This is a genomic window from Fibrella forsythiae, from assembly GCF_017353175.1.
Lineage (GTDB): Bacteria > Bacteroidota > Bacteroidia > Cytophagales > Spirosomataceae > Fibrella > Fibrella forsythiae.
Genome location: NZ_JAFMYW010000007.1, coordinates 431,620 through 455,526 on the forward strand (window position 1 = coordinate 431,620; position 23,907 = coordinate 455,526).

At 51.9% G+C, this 23,907-nt stretch carries 17 protein-coding genes; 12 read left to right on the forward strand and 5 right to left on the reverse strand.

All coding sequences use genetic code 11. The features are described from left to right. Nucleotides 1-24 precede the first annotated feature (24 nt). Together J2I46_RS22825 and J2I46_RS22830 are read right to left on the reverse strand one after the other, a co-directional pair. Nucleotides 25-1,101, reverse strand: a complete 1,077-nt coding sequence (locus J2I46_RS22825) for a FecR family protein (protein WP_207331372.1) — start codon at nt 1,099-1,101, stop codon at nt 25-27. Between the two features lie 152 nt (nt 1,102-1,253). After that, entirely contained in the window at nt 1,254-1,877 is a 624-nt protein-coding gene (locus tag J2I46_RS22830; protein ID WP_207331373.1) for an RNA polymerase sigma factor, read from the reverse strand. Nucleotides 1,878-2,426: 549 nt separating this feature from the next. Between J2I46_RS22830 and J2I46_RS22835 the strand changes: the two genes are divergently transcribed. Next, nucleotides 2,427-4,949 carry a TonB-dependent receptor gene (locus J2I46_RS22835; protein ID WP_207331374.1) on the forward strand — a complete coding sequence of 841 codons (2,523 nt, stop codon included), beginning with the start codon at nt 2,427-2,429 and terminating at the stop codon, nt 4,947-4,949. Between the two features lie 87 nt (nt 4,950-5,036). Here J2I46_RS22835 and J2I46_RS22840 read toward each other — a convergent pair whose 3' ends face one another. Beyond that, the gene (locus J2I46_RS22840) at nt 5,037-5,855 is read right to left on the reverse strand and encodes an SDR family oxidoreductase (RefSeq protein WP_207331375.1); all 819 of its coding nucleotides are present in this window, start codon (nt 5,853-5,855) and stop codon (nt 5,037-5,039) included. A 317-nt stretch (nt 5,856-6,172) separates the two neighbouring features. Here J2I46_RS22840 and J2I46_RS22845 point away from each other — a divergent pair, with 317 nt between their 5' ends. From J2I46_RS22845 to J2I46_RS22855, 3 genes are all read left to right on the forward strand, one after another. After that, nucleotides 6,173-9,232 (forward strand): SusC/RagA family TonB-linked outer membrane protein, encoded by a 3,060-nt coding sequence (locus J2I46_RS22845; protein WP_207331376.1) that lies wholly within the window; start codon nt 6,173-6,175, stop codon nt 9,230-9,232. A gap of 51 nt (nt 9,233-9,283) precedes the next feature. Then, nucleotides 9,284-10,984, forward strand: a complete 1,701-nt coding sequence (locus J2I46_RS22850; RefSeq protein ID WP_207331377.1) for a RagB/SusD family nutrient uptake outer membrane protein — start codon at nt 9,284-9,286, stop codon at nt 10,982-10,984. Between the two features lie 95 nt (nt 10,985-11,079). After that, entirely contained in the window at nt 11,080-12,078 is a 999-nt protein-coding gene (locus J2I46_RS22855) for a LacI family DNA-binding transcriptional regulator (RefSeq protein ID WP_207331378.1), read from the forward strand. Nucleotides 12,079-12,090: 12 nt separating this feature from the next. Here the strand turns inward: J2I46_RS22855 and J2I46_RS22860 are convergent, their stop codons facing one another. Next, nucleotides 12,091-13,092 (reverse strand): LacI family DNA-binding transcriptional regulator, encoded by a 1,002-nt coding sequence (locus J2I46_RS22860; RefSeq protein ID WP_207331379.1) that lies wholly within the window; start codon nt 13,090-13,092, stop codon nt 12,091-12,093. A 360-nt stretch (nt 13,093-13,452) separates the two neighbouring features. Between J2I46_RS22860 and uxuA the strand changes: the two genes are divergently transcribed. From uxuA to J2I46_RS22900, 8 genes are all read left to right on the forward strand, one after another. After that, on the forward strand, nt 13,453-14,640 hold the full coding sequence (gene uxuA, locus J2I46_RS22865; RefSeq protein ID WP_207331380.1) for a mannonate dehydratase: 1,188 nt from the start codon (nt 13,453-13,455) through the stop codon (nt 14,638-14,640). Between the two features lie 21 nt (nt 14,641-14,661). Continuing rightward, complete coding sequence (gene uxaC / locus J2I46_RS22870; protein ID WP_207331381.1) at nt 14,662-16,098, forward strand: glucuronate isomerase; 1,437 nt, start codon at nt 14,662-14,664, stop codon at nt 16,096-16,098. A gap of 108 nt (nt 16,099-16,206) precedes the next feature. After that, nucleotides 16,207-17,538, forward strand: coding sequence for an MFS transporter (locus J2I46_RS22875; RefSeq protein WP_207331382.1), 1,332 nt, complete (start codon nt 16,207-16,209; stop codon nt 17,536-17,538). Between the two features lie 47 nt (nt 17,539-17,585). Then, complete coding sequence (locus J2I46_RS22880) at nt 17,586-18,995, forward strand: Gfo/Idh/MocA family protein (RefSeq protein ID WP_207331383.1); 1,410 nt, start codon at nt 17,586-17,588, stop codon at nt 18,993-18,995. Between the two features lie 80 nt (nt 18,996-19,075). Continuing rightward, entirely contained in the window at nt 19,076-20,446 is a 1,371-nt protein-coding gene (locus tag J2I46_RS22885) for a putative oxidoreductase C-terminal domain-containing protein (protein WP_207331384.1), read from the forward strand. Between the two features lie 23 nt (nt 20,447-20,469). Continuing rightward, nucleotides 20,470-21,585 carry a Gfo/Idh/MocA family protein gene (locus J2I46_RS22890; protein ID WP_207331385.1) on the forward strand — a complete coding sequence of 372 codons (1,116 nt, stop codon included), beginning with the start codon at nt 20,470-20,472 and terminating at the stop codon, nt 21,583-21,585. A gap of 25 nt (nt 21,586-21,610) precedes the next feature. Continuing rightward, entirely contained in the window at nt 21,611-22,408 is a 798-nt protein-coding gene (locus tag J2I46_RS22895) for an alpha/beta fold hydrolase (RefSeq protein ID WP_207331386.1), read from the forward strand. A gap of 278 nt (nt 22,409-22,686) precedes the next feature. Next, nucleotides 22,687-23,517 carry a ThuA domain-containing protein gene (locus J2I46_RS22900; RefSeq protein ID WP_207331387.1) on the forward strand — a complete coding sequence of 277 codons (831 nt, stop codon included), beginning with the start codon at nt 22,687-22,689 and terminating at the stop codon, nt 23,515-23,517. Here J2I46_RS22900 and J2I46_RS22905 read toward each other — a convergent pair. Beyond that, nucleotides 23,498-23,887: a hypothetical protein gene (locus tag J2I46_RS22905; RefSeq protein ID WP_207331388.1), complete on the reverse strand. Its 390-nt coding sequence runs from the start codon at nt 23,885-23,887 to the stop codon at nt 23,498-23,500. The genes J2I46_RS22900 and J2I46_RS22905 overlap by 20 nt on opposite strands. Nucleotides 23,888-23,907: the final 20 nt, after the last annotated feature.

Sequence of the window (23,907 nt, forward strand, 5' to 3'; positions counted from 1 at the left end):
TGTGATAAAATGGAAGTAGGGTTACTAATCAATGGTTACCGTGTTGCCATGCCGACGAATTTTCACACCGAACGACTCGGTCAGCAGGGCCAGCAGCAGATCGGGCTGACTGGCGGGTACTGTAGCAGAAAAGGTTTGTTTGCCCAGTTTGGGGGCATTGAGGGTTACCTGCCAGCCGTACGTATCTTCAAGCACATCAATGATCTCGGCGATGGTTGTCTGATCGAATTGCAGTTGACCACTTTTCCAGGCGTCGTAATTGTCGGCCTTTACCCGGCGTTTAACGAATCCTTCTTTGGCCGGAATCACGTCGACCAGATCGCCCGGCCGCATCATCATGCTTTCTTCAACGCCCTCGCGCTGGCGGGTCAGCTTTACTTTACCTTCGTTGAGCACCACCCGAGCTTTGCCGCGCCGGGTGTTTACGTCGAACTTGGTGCCGAGTACCTCCACATTCATCATGTTCGTGTGCACGATGAAAGCGTCGGATGGGCGGGTTGGCTGGGTCGCGTTCGTCGCGGCGTGCCGTTGTACGGCGAAGAATGCTTCCCCGTCTACCCACACCTCGCGGGGACGATCCTCGTTCCAGTTATCGGTGTATGTAAGCGACGAATTACGGTTTAGCGTCACCACCGACCCATCGGGCAGGGTAACCCGTTTCATTTCGGTCAGCGCCGTTTGAATCGTATGTTGTACGGGCGGGCGTGTCGTGTACCAGACAGCACCAGCCATCAGCAATGCGCCCGTCAATGAGGCGGCTACCCGGAACCAGGTACGTCCCAGCATTGGCATAGGGCGAACAACTGAATCAGATTCATCATCAACCAGCGCGCTTCGCTCGGCAATTACCCGATCGTAGGTTGCATCTAGCCGCTGCCATATTCGCTCCTGGCTACCTGCAGATAGCCGATACGGTTGTATGGTCAGGTGCTCAACCGCCCAGATTGCTTCACTGATGGTTTTCCGAAGTTCGGGGTGAGTAGCTACGAATCGACGCCAGAACGCATCGGTATCCGGCGTAGGCTGGGTTACCCACGTCCGAAAATCAGCGTCCATCAGGAAATCTTCGAAGCCGTATTCGCTGTAATCAGGTATGTCCATGAGTGGCCGTCGTTGGTTGTGACAAGCCAAATCTGAGAATCCGATAAATTATCCCTCAGAATATTCTATTAATTCTAAATTCACGATTACGCCAATCAGAAAAGCCGGACGTTGCGGTCCGGCTTTTCTGATTGGCGTAAAATGGCCTGTACTTATGCGTGTGCGAGCGATTTAGACGCTGACATCATGGCTGCCAGCAACAGCATAACCGACCGGGCGGGCATTTTCTGATGCAGGTTGGCGAGAGCTTTATAAATGGTTTTGTAAGCCGACAGCTGATTGATACCCATGATCTGGGCCACTTCTTCGTACGGAAGTTCATCGTAAAACCGTAGAAAAATGGCTTCTTTCTGGCGAGCTGGCAATTCATTCAATAACATCAGTAACTCACTGGACCGCTCATCGCTGATTCGGTTATCCAGCCAGGATGATTCATGGGCAAACTCGACCCGAAAATCCACGTCACGTTCCATCAGGGGTAACGTTTGCTGGTCGCGGGCTTCCAACCGCCTGACAATCTCCCGGCGTATTGATCTGAACAGATAAAACTTGATTGAATCTGTTTTCGACAACTGGTTACCGCGCTCCAGTAATCGTAGAAACAACTCCTGCACACAATCTTCTGTGAATGCTCTGTCGCTGGTGAATCGAAAACTATAGTTGTAGAGAATTGGAGCGTAGGTTTCGTACAGAAACGAATAAGCCAATTTATCACCGTTTAATGCCTCTTCCCACAACTGGGCATCGGGCATCGACGCGTAGTTAGTAAACTTCATACGTAGTTGAGAGTAGTAACAGCTAGTTGAAAAAGGGTCAAACCAATGTGAAAGAAGGCGTAACGGCATCCCTCTTTGATTATCATTACATTTTCTACAATTTATCCTGTAAGGCAAATTGATCGCATAAGAGGCTAAAACAAGCTTTCCGTAAAATTGTCCCTTCGCAGGACGAATAAATTCTGGCTTTACTGAGCAGTTATTGTCATATAGCCATACATAACCACTCAGGTACATGATACAGGTACGTGTTGATCGATCGTAAGGCCATTCATGTAGTAGTCAAAAAAAGGTCTTGTATCCCTTAGTCATTTTATAAATAATCAGACAAAATATTGTACCGTAATAACAATTCATGCTGCAATAGCCTACGTTTTGGCCAACCCAATAACCGGCTACCTTGCCATTTATCTATTTATAATCAATTCATTACGAACAGGCTCATTGACCACTTTCTGAATAGATTTCGAATATGGAGTAAGCAGGGATAGTCGGAAGTAACTTTGGGTTTGACTTCATGGGCTTCCATTTCGCCTACTCCGCCAACGTATGAATCATCTTTTCCTGGTCATCTTAGCCTTGCTACCCATCTGTCTGCAGGCGCAAACACCTGATTCCGTTAAAACCGCCCCCCCCGCCGATTCGCTGGTGTTTGCAAAGCCCGACTCACTCGTCCCTGTACCAGTACCCAAAGCCCGACCAGTACTTTCCGGCAACGGCCGTATCAGCGGAAGTCTGGTCGATGGCGGTCTGAATAAGCCTGTTGAGTTTGCCACAGTAGCGCTCTATGATCCGTTGACAAACAAACCGATTGGCGGCACCACCTCTGACGAGCAAGGCAAATTCACGATCAATAACGTTGCACCAGGTACGTATCGGGTGGTGGCCAGTTTCATGGGTTATGAAACGAAGACCCTTGAAAACGTATTGATAACCAGCGGCTCCCCTCCTATTCTGCTGGGCGTTATCTCGATGCGCACCGACAGCCGAACACTGAATGAAGTGGTGGTGACGGGCGAAAAAGCCCTGATCGAAGACAAAGACGACAGGCTGGTCTACAACGCCGAAAAAGACCTGACCAACACAGGTGGAACAGCCATCGACGTGCTTAAAAAAGTCCCGCTTCTCACTATCGACCCAGACGGAACCGTTCAGTTGAAAGGTAGTAGTAGCATTAAAGTGCTGGTGAACGGCAAACCATCGAGCATTATGGCCCGAAGCATCGGTGAAGCCTTGCAGATGATCCCGGCTGAACTGATCAAATCGGTGGAGGTTATCACGGCTCCGTCAGCCAAATATGATTCGGAGGGAACGGCGGGCGTGATCAATATTATTACTAAAAGCCGATTGCAGGGAATGACCGGCGGCCTTACCGGAACGCTGGGTACGCGCCGGAATAACCTCGGCGGCAATTTTAATCTGAAGCGCGATAAGCTCAGTATAACGGCCTTTGGTGGTGAAAACTGGACAAATTCATACGGAAGCTCCAGTAATGTTCGGCAAAATCTGCGCAGCGGGCAGGTCGCCAGCATTATTGCTCAATCCAACGTATTTACCAACCAGGGGCGTTCAACGTTTGGCTCGTTTAGCCTCGATTACGACCTTGACTCGACCAACCGGATCGGTGTTGATGCCAATTTCGGCGGCGATAACCGGAATACCTTCTCCACCCGCGATACCCGACAGAGCGTAGACACCGTGAAAGCGTTTCGCCGATATACCGACAGCCAAAATCGGAACAGCAACATGGATTTGAACGTCAATTATACGAAGACGTTCAAGCGAAGCGCTGATCAGGAATACACGTTTCTGGCCCAGTATAACCAGAACGATGGCCAAAGCGGGTACGTGCTGAATCAGTTTGTCTTACCTGAAAACGGCCTGATTAACTACCGCGAACAGAACCGGAACATCAACCAACAGAACGAGCTGACCATCCAGACCGATTACGCGCATCCGTTCTCGACGAAGAAACAGCGCCTGCTGGAAGTTGGAAGCAAGCTGATCCGGCGCGATGTAAGTAGCGATTACCATCTGGAGAATGCCCCCGACGGGTCACTGAATTTCCGGGAAGACCCGCGCCGCGCCAATGTGTTCAATTACCAGCAATCGATCTGGTCTACCTACGCTTCATTCCGCATGCGGACCGACAATCGCTGGGGTTTTAGCGTTGGCGGGCGGTACGAGAAAACGATGATAAACGCCGATTTCAGATCGACGAGCACTAAATTCAACGATGACTACAACAACTTTTTGCCCAACGTAAGTGTCTCCAAACGGTTTGGAAAGGAACAGCGGGTGCGGTTAAACTACAGCCAGCGTATTCAGCGACCATCCATTGCCTTTCTGAACCCGTACGTCAATTCGGTGGATCCGAAGAACATTCAGTCGGGCAACCCGTTTCTGGACCCCGAACTGGCCCACTCGGTGGAAGCGTCATTCAGCACCTTCCTGAAAAATGGCACAACCGTTAACCTGATGGTTTTCGGGCGGCAGACGAACAATGCCATCGAGCGCATCACCACCGTCGATTCAAGCGGAATATCGAATAGCACGTACCGAAACATTGCCCGCAATTCGACATACGGCACCAATCTGTTTGGCGCGGTGAAACCAACCAAAGGGTGGAACGTGAGTGGCTCTATTGGGGTAAACTACAACATTCTAAATAGCCCGGCTTTACAGACCAGCAACCGAAACTGGAGTTATCAGATGAATATCAACACCTCGGTGCAGTTGCCAAAGAATTACAGTGTTCAGGCCAATGGGTCGTATACCTCGCGCCGAATTCAACTGCAGGGTCAGTCATCGGGTTTTTATTATTACGGTTTCTCTGCCCGGAAAGAGATAAAACCGCAGAACATTACGGTTACGGCTACGTTCGAAAACCCATTTCGGGAATATAACATCATAAACGCGCAACAGCGTACGGCCACCTTCATTTCCGACGGCACTAATTTCACGGTGATTCGGAACATCCGCCTGACGCTTAACTGGCGGTTCGGCAAAATGAGCGCAACGCCTAATCGGGAGAAGAAAAAGATTGCCAATGACGACAAGAAAGCGGAGTAATTGCAGGTACGTTGCCAGTTTCGTACTACTGAAGCTGGAGCTTCGGCATTACACATCATCAACGTACCTGGAACTTTGTGGTAGCGCCTACTCAGCCAGACCGTAACCCTGTTGAATCATGGTAAAAAATTCCTCGTTGGTTAGCGCTTTCCATTGGTCATACAGTCGCTGTGCATCCAGACCGGCAACGTACCTGAGTTTATCCGTTCCATCAGTAGCAGCCCCGTAGATCACCTCGGCAATCTGCTCCCCGGTCGAGTAGTTGCCACCTCGCCGGGCAAACGCGGCAAATACCTTCTGCAGGCTTTCGTCGTATACGCTGGCACCATCCGTTGTCTGTTTCAGCGAACGGGTTGCAAAATCGGTCACTACCCCGCCGGGTGCTACCACCTTCACCCGGATATTGAATGGGCTGAGTTCGTAGTTCAGTGACTCTGAGAGGCCATCCAGCCCAAACTTTGTGGCGTGGTAAATGGCGTTGAACGGCAGGCCAACCAATCCGCCAATTGAGGTGACATTTATAATTGTGCCGCCCCCTGCTTCCCGGAAGTGTGGCGTCAGTGCTTTAATCATGCGCATGGCCCCAAACAGGTTTGTCTGAAATTGCTCCATAATCTTTTCTTCCGAAGCTGTCTCCAACGGACCAACCAGTCCGTAGCCTGCATTATTGAGCAGAACATCGATCTGTGAGAAATCCTGTAGTACCTGCTTTATCGCTTGCTCAATACTGGAAGGCCGAGTCACATCCAGCGCGTATAGTCTGACGCCCGGATATTGTGTCAACTCTGTTTCCTTTTCCGGATGGCGCATGGTTGCGGCAACCTGCCAACCTCGCCGGGCAAACACGATGGCGGCCGCTTTACCGATTCCGGACGATGCCCCGGTGATGATTATACCCTTACTCATAGCTTCCCTTTGTTCAATTCGTTCGCACGTAAACCAGCGAAACGCCTGATCGGTTTGCGTATACCGCCTTAAAGGGGGCATTATCGATAAATACGGATACCCAAACCATAGTATAAAAGTATTTTATCGAACCGGGAATTTACGAAAACGGTGTAGTAGGTCATTCAACCCGTAAAATCTAGCATTGGCTAGGGATTACCCTACATCAGGACAAGTAGATTCTGGCAAAAGGTAAACTTTTGCCACGAATAGTGAAGTATTCACCAGCATAAGTTCATTTAGTTAAACTCTATGTTTAAATAATACCCTTCCAATCTATGATCCCTTACTACCTCAATGCGCCGCAGTATCGGCGGAAACTCGCAGTAGCCTTTTTCTGGCTATGCTGTCTGTGTACGGCTTCGGCCTTTGCGCAGGAACGCACGATCACTGGCCGCGTCAGCGACGAGCAGATTGCGTTACCCGGCGTAACCGTAACCGTTAAAGGAAGCACGCGTGGTACCACAACTGATGCAGAAGGCAACTATCGCATTAGCGTACCAAACGACAGAGCTGTTCTGGTGTTTTCATCGGTAGGTTTTACCTCACAAGAGCAAACTGTTGGTAATCGCTCTAGCATTAACGTAACGCTGGCCAATGACGAGCGTGCGCTGAACGAAGTGGTGGTGGTTGGTTACGGTAGCCTGAGAAAGAGCCAGACAACAGGCGCTATCTCATCGGTTACCCCTAAACAAATCACCGAGCAACCGATCACCAACATTGGTCAGGCCATGCAGGGCCGGGTAGCAGGTGTCGATGTTGCACAGTCGGGTAGCCGCCCAGGTTCCGTACCAACGATCCGTATTCGTGGTCGCCGTTCGTTCAACGCGGGTAATGATCCCCTTTATGTAGTAGATGGAATCCCGCTGTCGGCCGGTTATGAAGATATCAACCCGAATGATGTTGGCTCAATGGAAATCCTGAAAGACGCCACTGCCACCGCTATTTATGGTGCGCGGGGTGCCAACGGCGTTGTACTGGTTACAACCAAACGGGGGCTTGCCAACAACAAAACGACGATCAGTTACGACAACTACGCGGGTGTTACTACCGCCCTTGACAAAATTAATTTGTTTACTGGTGCGGAGTTTGCCGAATATGTACGCGAAGCTTATCGGACTACGAATAACTACAAAGATGCGAACGGTAATCCTGTACCAACGGGTGTAGCAGATGCCTACGCCGACTCGAAAGTGGCCGTACTTGGTGGTGACCCGAACGTAGCAGCCGGGCTTGCCGCTAACCGGAACACAGATTGGCAGTCATTAATCCTGAAACAAGGTTTCCAGCAGAACCACTCACTGGGTATTCAGGGTGGAAACGACAAAACGCAGTTCTACATTTCGGCTGGTTATTTCAAAGATCAGGGCATCATGCCTGGCCTGGACTTTACCCGTTATTCGCTGCGGGCAAACGTTGATCACCAGATCAATAAAGTGCTGCGTGTTGGTCTGTCAACGTATTTGATGTACAGCCTCCGCAATGGTGAAGGCCTGAACCCGTACAACTTTACCCTTCAGCAAAACCCACTCGGACGGCCATACGACGACAACGGAAACCTGATTTTCTCGCCAACCAACGACGCCCTGTTGACTAACCCACTGGCCGAAGTAGTGCCCGGTGCACAGATTGAAGAGCGGAAGAAATACCGGATATTCAACAGCATCTACGCTGAAGTAAACATCCTGGATGGTCTAAAATACCGGGTCAACTTTGGTCCTGATTTCACGATAAACCGCTATGGCCGCTTCATTGGCGCCCAAACCAACGCCCGTAAAGGAGGTGACCCACAGGCACAAACAGCCAGCGCATTTGGCTTCAACTACACGCTGGAAAACGTAGTTACGTATAACAAAAAAGTTGGCGATCATAACTTCGGTATCACAGGTCTGTGGTCTGTTCAGCGCGATAACTTCGAGCAGAATAACATCTCCGTACAGGGTGTTCCGGCCGAATCGCAGCAGTTCTACAATGAAGGCAACGCCAGTTCAGTACTGGGTGTAGGCAGTAACCTGGTGCAGTGGACGATCAACTCGTACATGGGTCGTATCAACTACGACTACAAAGACAAATATTTGCTGACGGCCACGATTCGTCGGGATGGTTCAAGCCGGTTCGGGGTAAACACCAAGTATGGTAATTTCCCGGGCATTGCGTTGGGCTGGAACATCAGCAATGAGGATTTCATGAAAGGGTCTACCTGGGTTGACCTCCTGAAACTGCGGGCTAGCCGTGGCTCGGTAGGGAACCAGGGGGTAGCGCCATACCAAACGCAGGGATTACTTGATCGTACGGTGTACGCCTGGGGAAATAACCCGGCTTACGGCTACCGCCCAAACACAATCGGCAACCCTGATTTGAAATGGGAAACGTCGACAACCACAAACATAGGGCTTGATTTCAGCCTCTGGCGTGGCCGGGTAACGGGTGCTATCGAAGCATACCTGACCAACACAACCGACCTGCTGCTGTCCGACCTGCTGCCAACATCGGTTGGCTTCAACGCAGTAACCCGCAACATCGGTGAAACGCGTAATAAAGGTATCGAGGTTAGCGTCTCGACAGTAAACATGAACAAAGGAGGCTTCAAATGGACGTCTGACTTCGTTTTCTCGAAGAACACTGAAGCCATCGTCTCCCTCTTCAACGGACCGGTTGACGACGTAGGGAACAAACGCTTTATCGGCTACCCACTGACGGAGTTCTTCGATTACAAGAAAGCAGGTATCTGGCAGACCAACGAAGCCGATGCAGCCAAATCGTACCAGAGCGCCGTTGGCCAGATCAAAGTGCAGGATACTAACGGTGATGGCAAAATCACGGCCGACGACCGGGTGTTCCTGGGTTCTGATATTCCAACCTGGAGCGGTGGTGTTACCAACCGGTTCGCCTATAAAGGATTTGACCTGAACTTCTTTATTTATGCCCGTATTGGTCAGACTATCCTGAGCGGTTTCCACCGGGATAACAACCAGTTGGCCGGTCGTTATCAGCAGATCAAGGTTGATTACTGGACACCGAACAACCCAACTAACGAATTCCCACGGCCAAACTCGAGCCAGGAATTCCCGGTTTACAACTCAGCAATCATCTATTTCGACGGTTCATTTGTTAAAGTGCGGAACATCAACTTTGGTTATACGTTCCCAACCAGCATCACGTCGAAAATCCACGTTCAATCACTGCGTCTGTTCAGCAGCATTCAGCAGCCATTCATCTTCTCGTCATACCGCTCGAAATACAACGGTGTTGACCCCGAAACAAGCGACGGAACGGTTAGCAACGGTGTTACGCCAGCTACCCGGGTAGTGACCTTTGGTTTAAACGTCAAATTCTAAGCAAATCTGTTTTGCCTGATGTGTGTACAGCCATCTAACGATTAAAAAAACATGAAATCAAAATTTGCACATAAATCAATCCGTGTTCTTGCCCTTGCCGCCCTTATGCTCAGCGGTCAGGCCTGCAAGGATATCCTGGACGAAAAAGTAGTTTCTGCAATTGGTAACGATTACATCAATACGCCTAAGGGCTTTGAAGATGCCAGCAAAGCCGCCTATTCGTCGCTGAGAAACTTCTACGCATCTGAGCGTGGCCTGACCATGACCGAGTATGGCACGGATATCTACACGACCGGAGCAGATGGCAGTTATAAAGGGTTTCACTTTTACGACACCCAGATGAATAGCTTCGTTGACATCCTTCAGCAAGTTTGGGAGGAGTTATACAAGGGTATCAACACCTGCAACGCTGTAATCGGACGGGCTCCGGCTGCTACCGTTTCAGATGCCACTAAAAAACTGCGTGTCGCGGAGATGAAATTCCTCCGGGCTCACTACTACTTTATTCTGGTTCAGCAATTTGGCGGTGTTGACCTGCGCCTTACAGAAACGCTCGGGCCCACAAAAGTCACCAAACGCGCCTCAGAAGCTGATGTGTATAAGACCATCATCTCAGACCTGGAATCAGCTATCCCGGATCTGGACACGAAGATCAGATCATCTGACTACGGTCGGGCTACCAAGGGCGCTGCCGAGCATTTGCTGGCGCGTGTGTACTTAACCAAGGCAACCTCATCGGCCAAAGCAGCTGATGATTATGCAAAAGCAGCGACCAACGCGCAGAGTGTTATTGCCAACTACGGCTTCAAACTGTTGCCCGATTTTGCCAGCGTATTCTCGCAAGGGGCGGGTGAAATCAATGACGAAGTCATTTTTGCCGTTCAGTACACGTCAGACCCATTGACGAACATGAACACGGCCAATACCAACAACGGGGATGGTAACAAGCTCCACCTGTATTTTGGTATGCAGTATGACGTACAGCCCGGCATGAAGCGCGACATCGCCAACGACCGCCCCTTCAAACGGCTGCGCCCAACAACGTACCTGCTCGAAACGGTCTTCAAAGACCGGGTAAACGACTCGCGCTATAAAAAGACGTTCAAGGATACCTGGCTGAGCAACAACCCAGGCACCAACCTGAACACGTCGTTTGATAACAGCAAGTCTAAAATGACCCTGAAAGCCGGCGATACGGCTATCTATATTCCAGGTGTTGAATGGACGGTAGCACAGCGGGCCGCAAAACCGTATCAGGTGCTTGTCCCTAGCGCCTACTCTGCGGCATTGTTTCCAACGCTCCAGAAATTCCTCGACCCGCTTCGGCCCGATCTGACCTACGAACAGGGTAGCCGCGACTACCTGGCGTTCCGGTTGGCTGAGACGTACCTGATTCTGGCCGAAGCCCAGTTCAAACAGGGAAAAACAACCGAAGCGGTAGCCGCCATCAACGCGGTTCGTCGCCGGGCAGCTTATTCAGGCAAAGAGACAGCTATGGAAATTACGGCGGCTCAATTGGACATGGAAATGATCATGCAGGAACGCGCCCGCGAACTGGCTGGCGAACAAATGCGCTGGATGGATCTGAAGCGCTGGGGTAATCTGGTAGAGCGGGTTAAACTGTATAACCCAGATGGTGCTGCCAACGTGAAAGACATTCATAACCTACGCCCGATTCCACAAACCCAGATCGACCGGACCGAAAAAGCCGCTGATGGGTCACCTGGCTTCCCGCAGAATCCCGGGTTTTAATTAGTACCATTTCGCAGGCTTGCCGGAGGTGGTCAGACGGTGTCGCGTATGTGACATAGGCTGGCCACCTCCACTAGTATCAGGCCAATTCAGTTATGAAAAAACTCGTCACACTGAAAGAATTGTCGCTGGAATTGGGGGTCTCGGTCTCAACCGTGTCAAAAGCACTGAATAATGACCCGACGATCGGGCATTACACGCGCGAACGGGTTGAACATCTTGCCAGGGCTCGCCACTACATTCCTAATCAGGTTGCCCGTAATTTTCAGCGGCGGCGAAGCCTGACCATCGGTCTGATTGTTCCCAATGTGCTGGATCAGTTTTTTGTGCAGGCCATCAATGGGGTTGACGAAGTAGCGACCGCCAAGCAGTATAGCGTGCTGGTGAGCCAAACCCTCGATGTTGAGTCCCGTTCAAACGCTATTCTGGACCTGATGCGACTCGACGGCGTGGATGGCCTGATTGCCACTATTACGCCCAACACAACCAACCTTACCCCCTATCGCCAACTGGAAGCAGCGGGCATTCCGGTTGTTTATATCGCCCGAAGTCTGAACGATCCGGCCTGTGCTCAGGTAACGTTGTTAAATACAGATTCGGCCCGGATAGCCACGAATTTCCTGCTCGATCGGGGGCATCAGCAGTTAGCTTACATAAATGGACCAACCAACGTTAATGCCAGTCAGCAGCGTCGAACAGGCTTTGAACAGGCATTGCAGGATCGGCACCGTTTGGCAGATGGGACCATATACCAACCAAATAGTCTAACAGCAGCGGATACCGATGCCATCATGGCAAAAGCGATGGCCCGAGCTGACTACCCAACCGGAATACTGGCTTTCAAAACCTACATGGCAATTGACGCTATTACCTACCTGAAACGAACGTACCCGGAGCGATTAGACCAGATAGAGTTTGTTGGCTTCGGCAACCTACCCTTGCTCAAACACCTGTCTCATAAACCTGCGGCCTCGATTGAAGAAAACCCTGGCCTGATGGGTCAGGAAGCAATGCGATTGCTGATGCAATTGATAAGTGACAAGCCAGCAGAGTCGACACATATTGAAGTACCCGGTGAATTAGTGGTTCACTAGCAGCGCAGTATCCTAATAGATGGTCATTTGGCAGGGAATTTTAACCTGCTGGATAACCGGTTCCGAGCTGCTGACCATACGCTGATGAAGTAGGTCAAAGGCCTCAGCACCCAGATCAAACGGATCAGCATCTACGGCAGCCAGGGGGCGGTAGTCGATGTGTTTTAGTAAAGGCAGGTTACCAAATCCGATGAAGTCGAGTGGACTGACTCTGGCGGAATCGTTGCGCTGCATATACGAGATCGCATCCAGGGTGAGGTAGTTTTTAAATGTAAACACAGCCGTAGGCGGATCGTTAAGCTGCATCAGTTCCCGCATGAGATTGTCTACAGAGTCTGGTTCCGGGGTGGGCTGTTTAACCAGATTGGCGTCGAACGGTAGTTGGTGATCGTACAGGGCCTGAAGATAGCCATCGTAACGTACCTGACTGAGCGAAAGCAACGTGGGGCCCCGTAAATGAGCGATGCGACGGTGTCCCTTCCGGATCAGGTATGTTATGGCCTCCCGGCTTCCTTCAAACGAATCGGCCGTGACGTTGTAACTCGGCCGGTCGCGGGGTGCACGGACAAAGAAGACAACCGGAATGCCGATGGCTTCCAGTTGATCAACGAAGTCGGTTTGGTCGGTTTGAGTAGTAATTGAAATGAGTAACCCATCGATCCGGTTGCGGATCATCGTCTCGATTAACGCTCGTTCGCGGTCGGGCTGTTCGTGGGTTTGGGTAAATACAACGGAATACTGGTTTCGGGCGGCGGTGTCTTCAATTCCACGCAAGGCCAGCCCGTAGAATTGATCAAACAAATCGGGAATGATGACTCCAATTTTAAAATTGCGCTTTTGTTTAAGATGTATAGCCGCCAGATTCGGAACATAGTTACGCTCTTCGGCCAATTGCCGAACACGGGCCACCGTAGCATCCCCAATACCAGGATCGTTGCGAAGGGCTTTGGAGACGCCCGATACAGACAGTCCCAGTTCCTTTGCCAGGTCTTTGAGCGTAACGCTTCGTCTCATGATTGGCGGTTGAATCGTTTGGCGCTAAGGCAAACTGATAAAGTTCAAAATGATGAAAGTAGTTAATCAGTTAAAGGGCCACAAATTTGTTCACAGACAACAGTATTGATGCACAAAACCGATTTTCCCGTTCAACCGGTACTCATGGTACGTACATTTTCACCCTTCCGATGCGTGACTAACTCATTTTGACCCGACTAGGGTCAGTACCCGCCCAACACACCAAGTAGGAATGATCCACGAACAGACTGTAATGAAAAATGAAAATGGCAATGAAAGACAAACAAGTGAGTAGGATATAGCCCTCCTCCTACATTGTAGAAAAGCATTGCCAAGTCTATACTGTCAACTTTTATAGTAATGAATCTACTTCAATCATGGCGCTGGTTTGGGCCAGATGATCCGGTAACTCTCGCCGATATACGTCAGACAGGCGCCAGCGGTATTGTTTCTGCACTGCATCAGATTCCGCACGGAGAGGTGTGGCCCGTTGAGGCTATTAAAGCCCGCCAGGCCGAAATTTCTGCCGCTGCACCGGGTGCCTCTCCCCTGCACTGGGCCGTAGTGGAAAGCCTGACCGTTTCAGAGAGCATTAAAACCCGAACAGGCGCATTCCGCCAACATATAGAGGATTACAAACAGAGCCTGCGCAATCTGGCTGAGTGTGGCCTCAAGGTTGTGACGTACAATTTCATGCCGGTCAACGATTGGACGCGCACAAATCTGAACTACCCCATGGCTGATGGTTCTAAAGCGCTTTATTTCAACTGGTTCGATCTGGCTGTTTTTGATATTCACCTGTTGAAACGCCCCAACGCCGCCGGCGATTATCTGCCTGCCGTTCAGGCCGAAGCCGAACGCCGGTTTGCGTTGTACAGCCAGGAAGAATGCGAACACCTGGCCGATATCGTGATGTTCGGTATTCCCGGCGAAGCCAAACAGACGCTTGAAGGCATGCGGGCCAAACTGGCTACCTACGCCGACATTGACGCCAATGCCCTTCGCTCGAACCTGACCGATTTTCTGGCCGACGTAGCCCCTCTTGCCGACGAGTTGGGTATCAAACTGGCCATCCACCCCGACGATCCGCCATTTCCGATCTTTGGCTTACCACGTATCATGTCGCGGGCCGACGATTACGACTACATGCTGACGAAAGTACCCAATGACAGCAACGGTGTTTGTTTCTGTACCGGCTCACTGGGGGCCAATCCGGCCAACGATTTGCCAGCATTAGCCCGTCGGATTGGCGAGAAAATTCATTTTGTTCACTTGCGCAACGTTCGGAAAGATGAGCATGGCAATTTCTACGAAGCTGATCACCTCGATGGTGATGTAGATATGTATGCCGTCATGCGTGAAGTGCTGGCCATTCAACAACGCGTTGCCGAACCCATCCCCTTCCGGCCCGACCACGGCCATCAGATGCTCGACGACCTGCACAAAAGCACCAATCCCGGCTACTCCTGCATTGGCCGGTTACGTGGGCTGGCCGAGTTGCGGGGGCTCGAGCTGGGCATCAGCCGGGCCGAAGGCTGGCAATCATAAACCGACAACAACACTAACACTATGTACACTGATTATCAAGCCAATACAATCACCGAACCGTTCATTTCGGAAAACTTTGTTCTTGAAAGCGACCCCGCCCGGGCACTGTATTTCGACTTCGTTCGCGATCTGCCGATTGTAGACTACCACAATCACCTGCCTCCCAATGAAATAGCCGAGGATAAACGGTACGCCAACATGACCGAAATATGGCTCAAAGGCGACCACTATAAATGGCGGGCCATGCGGGCAAACGGCGTGCCCGAAGAACTGATCACGGGTCATCGTAATGATTGGGAGAAGTTTCTGGCCTGGTCGAAGACGGTTCCCTACACCATGCGTAACCCGCTTCAGCACTGGACCCAGATGGAACTGAAGCACCCGTTCGGGATCGACGATCTGCTGACCGAACAAAATGCACGGGCCATCTATGATTCCTGCAACGAACAGCTTCAGAACAAGCTAACAGCCCGCGCCCTGCTGGAGGCGCATAAAGTACAGGTCGTTTGTACTACCGACGACCCAACCGACGATTTGCAGTATCACAGCCAATACGCAGCAGAGGGTAAGGCCCTGAAAATGTACCCGACTTTTCGGCCCGACACGCTGCTTCCTGCCAATACTGACGCCTGGCGGCAGCAGGTTGCCAGGCTGGTAGCCGTCTCGGGCATTGCGGTAACCGACCTCGATTCACTGCTCGAAGCCCTGGTTAGCCGAATCGACGCCTTTCATGAGCTGGGTTGCCGGGCATCTGATCACGGTCTGGAACGCCTGCCACCGGTTTCCTTGCGGACGGTTGCCCTGGAAACGGCCTGTAAACAATTACTGGCTGGCGAAACTGCACCCGATGCCCAAACGATTGATCTGTTGCAGGGGTACGTCCTGCTCGAACTGTGTCGTCAATACGCGAAACGCGGCTGGGTTCAGCAGTTCCACCTCGGTGCCCTACGGAATATCAGTACCCGCCTCTACAACCAGTTGGGTGTAAACGTTGGCGGTGATTCGATGGGCGACTGGAGCCAGACACAACGACTGGCTCGTTTCCTCGACGCGCTTGATCAGGACGGACAATTGGCCAAAACGGTACTATATAACCTGAATCCGGCCGACAACGAGACGTTTGCCACCATGATTGGCAACTTTCAGGACGGGAGTGTGCCGGGCAAAATTCAGTGGGGCTCCGGCTGGTGGTTTCTCGATCAGAAAGACGGGATGGAGAAACAACTGAACACACTCTCGAATATGGGGCTGATGAGCCGCTTCATCGGGATGGTGACCGATTCGCGCAGTTTCCTCTCGTTCTCCCGTCACGATTATTTCCGCCGCATCCTCTGCAACGTGATCGGCCAGGATATTCAGCGCGGACTAGTGCCAAACGACCTGCCCTGGCTGGGGCAACTGGCGGCTAATATATCGTACTATAATACAGTAGATTACTTCGGCTGGACCATTAAATAAATTGGGGCGCTGCTCGTACAGATAGCTATTCGCCTCCAGATCCTTATTCCTTAACCAACCATCACCCAACCGCGTAGCCCACTCACTACGAATGATTCGTTAACTCCTATGCTCAATACCGCTCCCGCTGCTCCTACGCTGGATACGAACCAGGGCCAGACCAATTACCGATGGGTGATTGCCGCCCTGCTCTTCTTTGCCACCACCATTAATTACCTCGACAGGCAGGTTATCAGCTTACTCAAACCATTGCTGACGGCGGAATTCGGCTGGACGGAATCGAACTACGGCAATATTGTTACGGCCTTTACCATGGCCTATGGCATCAGCACGCTGCTGGCCGGGTACGTTATCGACCGGATCGGCACCAAGAACGGTTACACGATCTCGATCATTGTGTGGAGCCTGGCAGCGATGGTACACGCAATGGCCGGGGGAACAACCGGCTTCATGGTTGCCCGTGGCTTACTCGGCATTGGTGAATCGGGCAACTTCCCGGCCTCGATCAAGACAGTTGCCGAATGGTTTCCCAAAAAAGAGCGGGCGCTGGCAACCGGCATTTTCAACGCAGGCGCCAACATTGGTGCGGTGGTGGCCCCCGCCGTTGTGCCCGCCCTGGCCATTGCCGTTGGCTGGCGCATGACATTCATCATTACGGGTCTGACCGGCTTTATCTGGATCATTTTCTGGTGGTATTTCTATGAAGTTCCAGCCAAACACAAACGCGTGAGCGCCGCTGAATTGGCGCACATTAACAGCGATGTTGAAACAGCCGACGACGTGATCCCCGAAATTCGGGAAGGATGGCAGTCTATTTTCCGTAAACGGGCTATCTGGGGATTCATGTTCGGGAAGCTCTTTACTGACCCTATCTGGTGGTTTTTCCTGTTCTGGCTGCCCGCCTACCTGTCAGACGTGTATCACCTCGACCTTAAAAAACTGGGTGCGCCACTGATTATCATTTACACAGCCGCAACCATCGGCAGTGTGGGCGGTGGCTGGTTGTCATCGCAGCTGATCAGCCGGGGCTGGTCACCTACCAAGGCCCGCCAGTATACTATGTTGCTGTTTGCCGTGTGTGTGGTCCCCGTACTCTCGATTAGCCAGTTCAATACCATATGGCCCGTTATCGGCATTCTAAGCCTGGCCGTAGCCGCGCATCAGGCCTGGTCGGCCAACGTGTTTACCGTCGCGTCCGACGTCTTCCCAAAGCGTAGCCTGAGCCTGGTGGTCGGTTTCGGTACAATGGCAGGCACGTTGGGTGGCAGTCTTTTCCCGCAGATCGTTGGCCGTATTCTCGACCATTACAAAGGTCTCGGCGACTTGCCGGGTGGTTACAATGTGGTGTTCAATATTGCCAGCGTGGCCTATCTCTGCGCCTGGTTGATGCTCTACATTTTTGTGTTCAATCCAGCTCGCAAAAAGGCGCGGTTGGCTTAAGGCAACGTACCTGAAAAACTAGTCTGAACTTCCTAAATACCTTACTCATGTCGAATCAATCAATTAACCGTAGAACGTTTTTGGACCTGTCGGCCAAAGCAGCGGCGATTGCCGTAGGCTTTCCAACCATTGTGCCTGCATCGGTATTTGGCAAGAATGCCCCCAGTAACCGGATAAACATTGGCGCGATTGGTACAGGGCGAATTTCCCGTGGGCACGATATGCCCGGCGTTTGGCAATACGAAAACGCCAACATCATGGCGGTCTGCGACCTGGATAGTAACCGCGCCAATGATGCCAAAAAGCTGGTCAATGACTTCTATTCGAAGAAGACAGGCAAAGACTATGACGGCGTTAAAGTCTATACCGACTATCGCGAATTGCTGACGAATAAAGACATCGACGCGGTCATTGTGAGCACGCCCGACCACTGGCACGCCCCAATTGTTATTCATGCGGTTGAAGCGGGCAAAGACGTGTACATGCAGAAGCCGGCTTCGTTGACCATTTCGGAGGGACGCATGATGGCTGATGCCGTAAAACGATCGGGCCGGATCGTGCAGGTGGGTAGTCAGCAGCGATCGTCGAAGCAATTCCGGTATGCCGCCGAATTGGTTCGTAATGGCCGGATCGGCGACTTGAAAACGGTGTATGTCGGCCTACCCGGCGATCCCGGAGGGGATGAAGAGCCGCAGATGCCGGTTCCAAAAAATCTGAACTACGATATGTGGCTCGGCACAACACCAGAGGTTTATTATACCGAAAAACGCGTTCATCCACAGATGGGCTACGACCGGCCGGGCTGGTTACGTTGTGAACAGTTTGGCGCCGGCATGATCACCGGTTGGGGTGCACACCACATCGACTGCGCTCACTGGGCCATGGATACGGAACACACTGGCCCCGTAGAGATTTGGGGGAAAGCCGATTTTCCGAAGAGCGGCCTTTGGAATGTGCACGGTATTTTCCAGACCGAAGCGCTTTACAAAAACGGGGTGAAGATGGTAGTCAGCAATGAGATTCCGAACGGCATCAAGTTCGAAGGCACCAAAGGCTGGATCTTCGTCTCGCGGGGCGATGCCTCGGTTACCGCCAGCGACCCCATTGCCAAACAGAATGCAGCTAAAGCACTCGACGCCAGCGATCCAAAAATCATTACCTCGGTGATTGGCCCGAACGAGATAAACCTGCCTATCAGTAAAGAACACCACGGCAACTGGCTGGATAGCATCGTGAGCCGTAAAGAGCCCATCGCCCCGGTCGAAATTGGCCACCGCTCGTGTTCAGCCTGTCTGCTCCATCATGCGGCCATGAAACTGAACCGGAAGCTTTACTGGAATCCAGACAAGGAGCAGTTTATCAATGACCCGGAAGCCAACAAGCTACTGTCACGTCCACAACGAAAAGAGTACGCCATCGTCGCCTCAAACTCAAAGAAGCCGGCAAAGAAAGCGTAAGTAGCGCCGAAGCTCCAGCTTCGGCAGTGCAAAACGAGCCTTGACTCCCGAAGCTGGAGCTTCGGTACAACTTGCTTGATATGAAAATTGCTTTTCCCATTGCCCTTACCATCGGAGTTGCCTTGCTGGTTGCTTTTCGCGGGCCCAATGCCATTGGCCCCATCAAACTGATCACACTTGATCCCGGCCATTTTCATGCAGCGCTGGTGCAGAAATCGATGTACGAAGGTGTTGATCCTAAGGTGCATGTGTATGCGCCCGATGGCCCCGATGTGCAGATGCACCTCGACCGCATACGTACTTATAACACCCGAAGCGATAAGCCAACGAACTGGCAGGAGGAGGTATACCGTGGCCCTGACTTTATGGCGAAAATGATGGCTGAGCGGGCGGGTAATGTGGTCGTAATGGCGGGAAACAACCAGCTGAAAACCGATTACATTCACCAGGCAGTTGGCGCAGGTTTTAACGTACTGGCCGATAAACCAATGGTTATCAACGGGTCGGAGTTTGGCAAGTTGCAGGAATCATTTGCGACTGCGGCAAAGAAGAACGTGCTGCTCTACGACATCATGACCGAGCGCTACGAGATCACGACCATGTTGCAACGGGCTTTCTCGCGCCAGGCATCTCTATTCGGCACGCTCGAAAAAGGAACACCGGAGAACCCGGCCGTGACGAAGGAAAGTGTGCACCACTTCTACAAAAACGTATCGGGCAGCATCCTGACCCGGCCCGCCTGGTTTATGGATGTGGCCCAGCAGGGCGAAGGTATCGTTGACGTAACAACCCACCTGGTTGATCTGGTGCAGTGGGAATGCTTCCCCAACCAAACCCTTGATTACAGGAAAGATGTACGCCTCACATCGGCCCGCCGCTGGACCACCGATATGCGGCTTAGCCAGTTTAAAGCCATCACCAAACTGCCCGCTTTCCCGGATTACCTGAAGAAAGACGTGGTACAGGATAGCGTATTGCGGGTGTACAGCAACGGCGAAATCAACTATCAGTTGAGAGGCATTCACGCCAAGGTGTCGGTAATCTGGGCCTACGCAGCGCCGGCTGGCGGCGGTGATACGCACTACTCGATCATGCGCGGCACAAAAGCCAACCTGATCATCCGTCAGGGCGCCGAACAGCAGTATAAGCCAACGCTGTACATTGAGCCTGTTGCTGGCAATAAATTAGAAACATCCTTGAAAGACGTGCTGCCCGCCATCCAGCGTGAGTTTCCGGGTGTCGATATTAAGCAGACAGCCACAGGTTGGATCGTGAACGTACCTGAACACTACAACGAAGGGCACGAGGCTCACTTCGGACGGGTTATGCAGAATTACCTGACGTACCTGAAAGCAGGTAAACTCCCCGCCTGGGAAGTCCCCAACATGCTGACCAAATATTATACAACCACTCAGGCGTTAGCGCTGGCCAAGAAAAGCCAGGTACGTTAGGCCTCTTCTTCCTGAACTCTCTCATGACTCTTCTATCATCTAACCGGCGTACCTTCCTCAAACAGACCACAGGCATTGCTGCTCTGTCGGCCCTTGCTCCCAGTCTGCAAGCCAGCCCTTATCTGGCTCCACGGATCAAGTTTTCCGTCGTGGGCATCAACCACGGCCACATATACAGTCAGGTTGAAGCAACGATCCGTGGCGGTGGCGAACTGGTTTCATTCTATGCCAAAGAACCTGATCTGGCGGCGGCTTTTGCCAAACGGTATCCACAAGTCAAACAGGCACGTTCGGAAGATGAAGTACTGAACGACAAGAGTACTCAACTCATTCTGACGTCAGGTATCCCCGACGAACGGGCGGGGCTGGGTATTCGGGCCATGAAAGCCGGTAAAGACTTTATGTCTGACAAGCCGGGCATAACCACCCTCGAGCAGTTGGCTCAGGTACGCAAGGTGCAGCAGGAAACGAAGCGCATTTATTCGATCATGTTCAGCGAACGGTTCGAGAACAGAGCTACCGTAAAAGCCGGTGAACTGGTCAAAGCGGGTGCCATCGGGCAGGTTATCCAGACCATCGGAATGGGTCCACACCGCATTAGTTTAACGTCGCGGCCAGAATGGTTTTTCGACAAAAAACGCTTTGGCGGTATCATTTGCGACATTGCCTCGCACCAGGTCGATCAGTTTTTGTTCTTCACGGGCTCAACCAAAGGCGAAGTGTTATCGTCGCAAACGGGCAACGTGCATTACCCGCAGTACCCCAATTTTGAAGACTTCGGCGACCTGACGCTACGCGGCGATAAAGGCGCGGGCTACATCCGGGTCGACTGGTTCACCCCCGACGGGCTCAACACCTGGGGCGATGGCCGGTTAACAATTCTGGGAACAGATGGCTATATCGAGATCCGGAAGAACGTGGATATTGCCGGCCGAACCGGCGGCAGTCACCTGTTTCTGGTCGATAAGAAAGAAACGCGCTACATTGATTGCAGCAAGCAGGACCTCCCCTACGGTACACAACTGGTCGATGATATTTTGAACCGTACCGAAACCGCCATGACACAGGCCCACTGTTTCCTGGCGACCGAGCTGGCCCTGAAAGCCCAGAAGCACGCCCAGAAGCTGACTATCGCTTAATGGCTAGCCCCGTTGACACTGCTCTATGAAGACGAGCTGTATGCTCTTCCTGCTGGTGTGTAGCCTGTCTGTTCGCGGGCAGGCTATCCCGTATGGAAATAATGCCGTCGCTGGTAAGTACCAACTGGTTAATGGCGTTCGGCTATACTACGAAACCTATGGCAAGGGTAAACCGCTGTTGCTGATTCACGGCAACGGTGGCAGCATCAGTTCGTTCAGCAAGAACATCCCCTATTTCGCCCGAAACTACCGGGTGATTGCGGTGGATAGCCGCGCTCACGGCAAATCGATAGACCCCGGCGATACGCTCTCTTTCGAGCTGATGGCCGATGACTTTGCCGCCTTGCTGACCTCGCTCAGGATCGATTCGGCTTACGTGATCGGGTGGAGCGACGGGGGTATCAACGCCCTGTTGCTGGCCATGCAGCATCCCGAAAAAGTAAAGAAACTGGTGGCTACCGGCGCCAATCTATGGCCCGATTCGACGGCGCTCGTGCCTTCGCTCTGGAAGCAGATGCAGAAAGAATACGTCGAGAAGAAAGACAAGCCCCGCACCAGCCCGAAAGATAAAAACGACTGGAAAGTTTTCGCGCTTGACGTACTTCAACCAAACATTCCGCTTCAGGCATTACACGCCATAAAGTCGCCATCCCTGATTATGGCCGGTGACCGTGACCTGATCGTGACAGCCCATACCGTAGCCATCGCCCAGCACCTACCTAACTCCTGGCTCTGGATCGTGCCCAACTGCGGCCACGCCACCCTGATCGACCGTGCCGACGAATTCAATAATAAGGTCAGTGAATTCTTTCGATTTAAGTAGTTCTGGTTTTTGCAGTGATCATCCAATTTGCAGGCCCGAAGGGGTGATACGTCAATAGAAACAAATCGCCTTAGCAAGCACAAAGCCCCGGCAGGGGCGATATGTTTGTCTGACGGGCAATTGGTTATATCGCCCCTGCCGGGACTAAGCCGTTTTCAGAGCACCGCTATTAACATATCACCCCTTCGGGGTTACACAGTGGATGTTTACCCATAATTCGGAATAATCAACTGTTCTCCAAAGCCTTACGCAAGAAATTATAAAAACCCTTCCCCACCATGTACAAAGCCAGCCTGCTCACTCTGCTCTTCTGCCTATCGCTCTGGTCGAACATCCACGCCCAGTCAGATCGTGTTAACTGGAAGCGGGTGAAGGTGCTGGTGTACACGAAGAATGGCAAAGGGTACGTTCATGATAACATCCCGTTTGCGGTAGCGTGCATCCAGAAACTGGGGCAGGAACACGGCTTTAAAGTAGATACCACGGCGAAGCCCGATGCGTTTAGTGAAGCGAACCTAGGCCAGTATACGGCCCTGATCTTCGCCAGCACTAACAACGACGTGTTCGATTCGGACTCGCAGCGACTGGCACTGAGGCGGTATATCGAGTCGGGCGGTGGCTTTGTTGGTATTCATTCGGTATTAGGTACCGAGCGTAACTGGCCCTGGTTCAAACGCATGATGGGCGGCACCTTTCTATGGCATCCCCGCTTCCAGCCGTATAAGCTACGCGTACTGGCCGCGCAACATGCATCAATGACGAACGTACCTACAGTCTGGTCGAAAGCAGATGAATGCTATTTCATGAAAGAGCTATCACCCGGCCCAACGGTGGTGCTGGCCCATGACCTCACAACGCTTGGTACGGAGGAGGCCGAGAAGATCAAGACCTCAGCCGGCGCATTCAATGAACTGTATCCTGCCGCCTGGTATTACGAGTTCGATGGCGGGCATACCTGGTGCACGGCCCTGGGTCATGATAAAAAAGATTACGCCGACCCTACTTTCGTTAACCATCTCTTTCAGGGGCTCAGGTACGTTGTTGGTCAGGTAAAAACGATCAACTATTCAAAGGCCTACGCACAAACAGCTACGGAGGCGATACGCTAACACGGACTAGTGCTTGCCGTATAAATCGCCGGTCCTTTTCAGCTACTCGGCTGATCATTTCCTGCTGATATTTCACAGAAAATGGCTTTAGCTGTTGAAATAAATTGGTTGTAGAGCCAGACCGGTCCATTGGCCGGATCACACGTGCATTAAAACTCACATGGCTTACTGCTGATCCAGCCAGTAAACCAGCAAGCCCGCCACCCAGGGCCGACAGCCCCATCTTCCGAACCGTTACGCCGGCACTTCGGGAAGGGCTATTTATAAATTCCTGATTAGCGACATAGGTCAGCGCAGCAGCGCCTACAATTGCGCCTATGATCCGGGCTTTCTTCTTATTTCCCGACGAATGACAACCTTGGTGAGCCAATGCAGGAGGAATGTATCGAC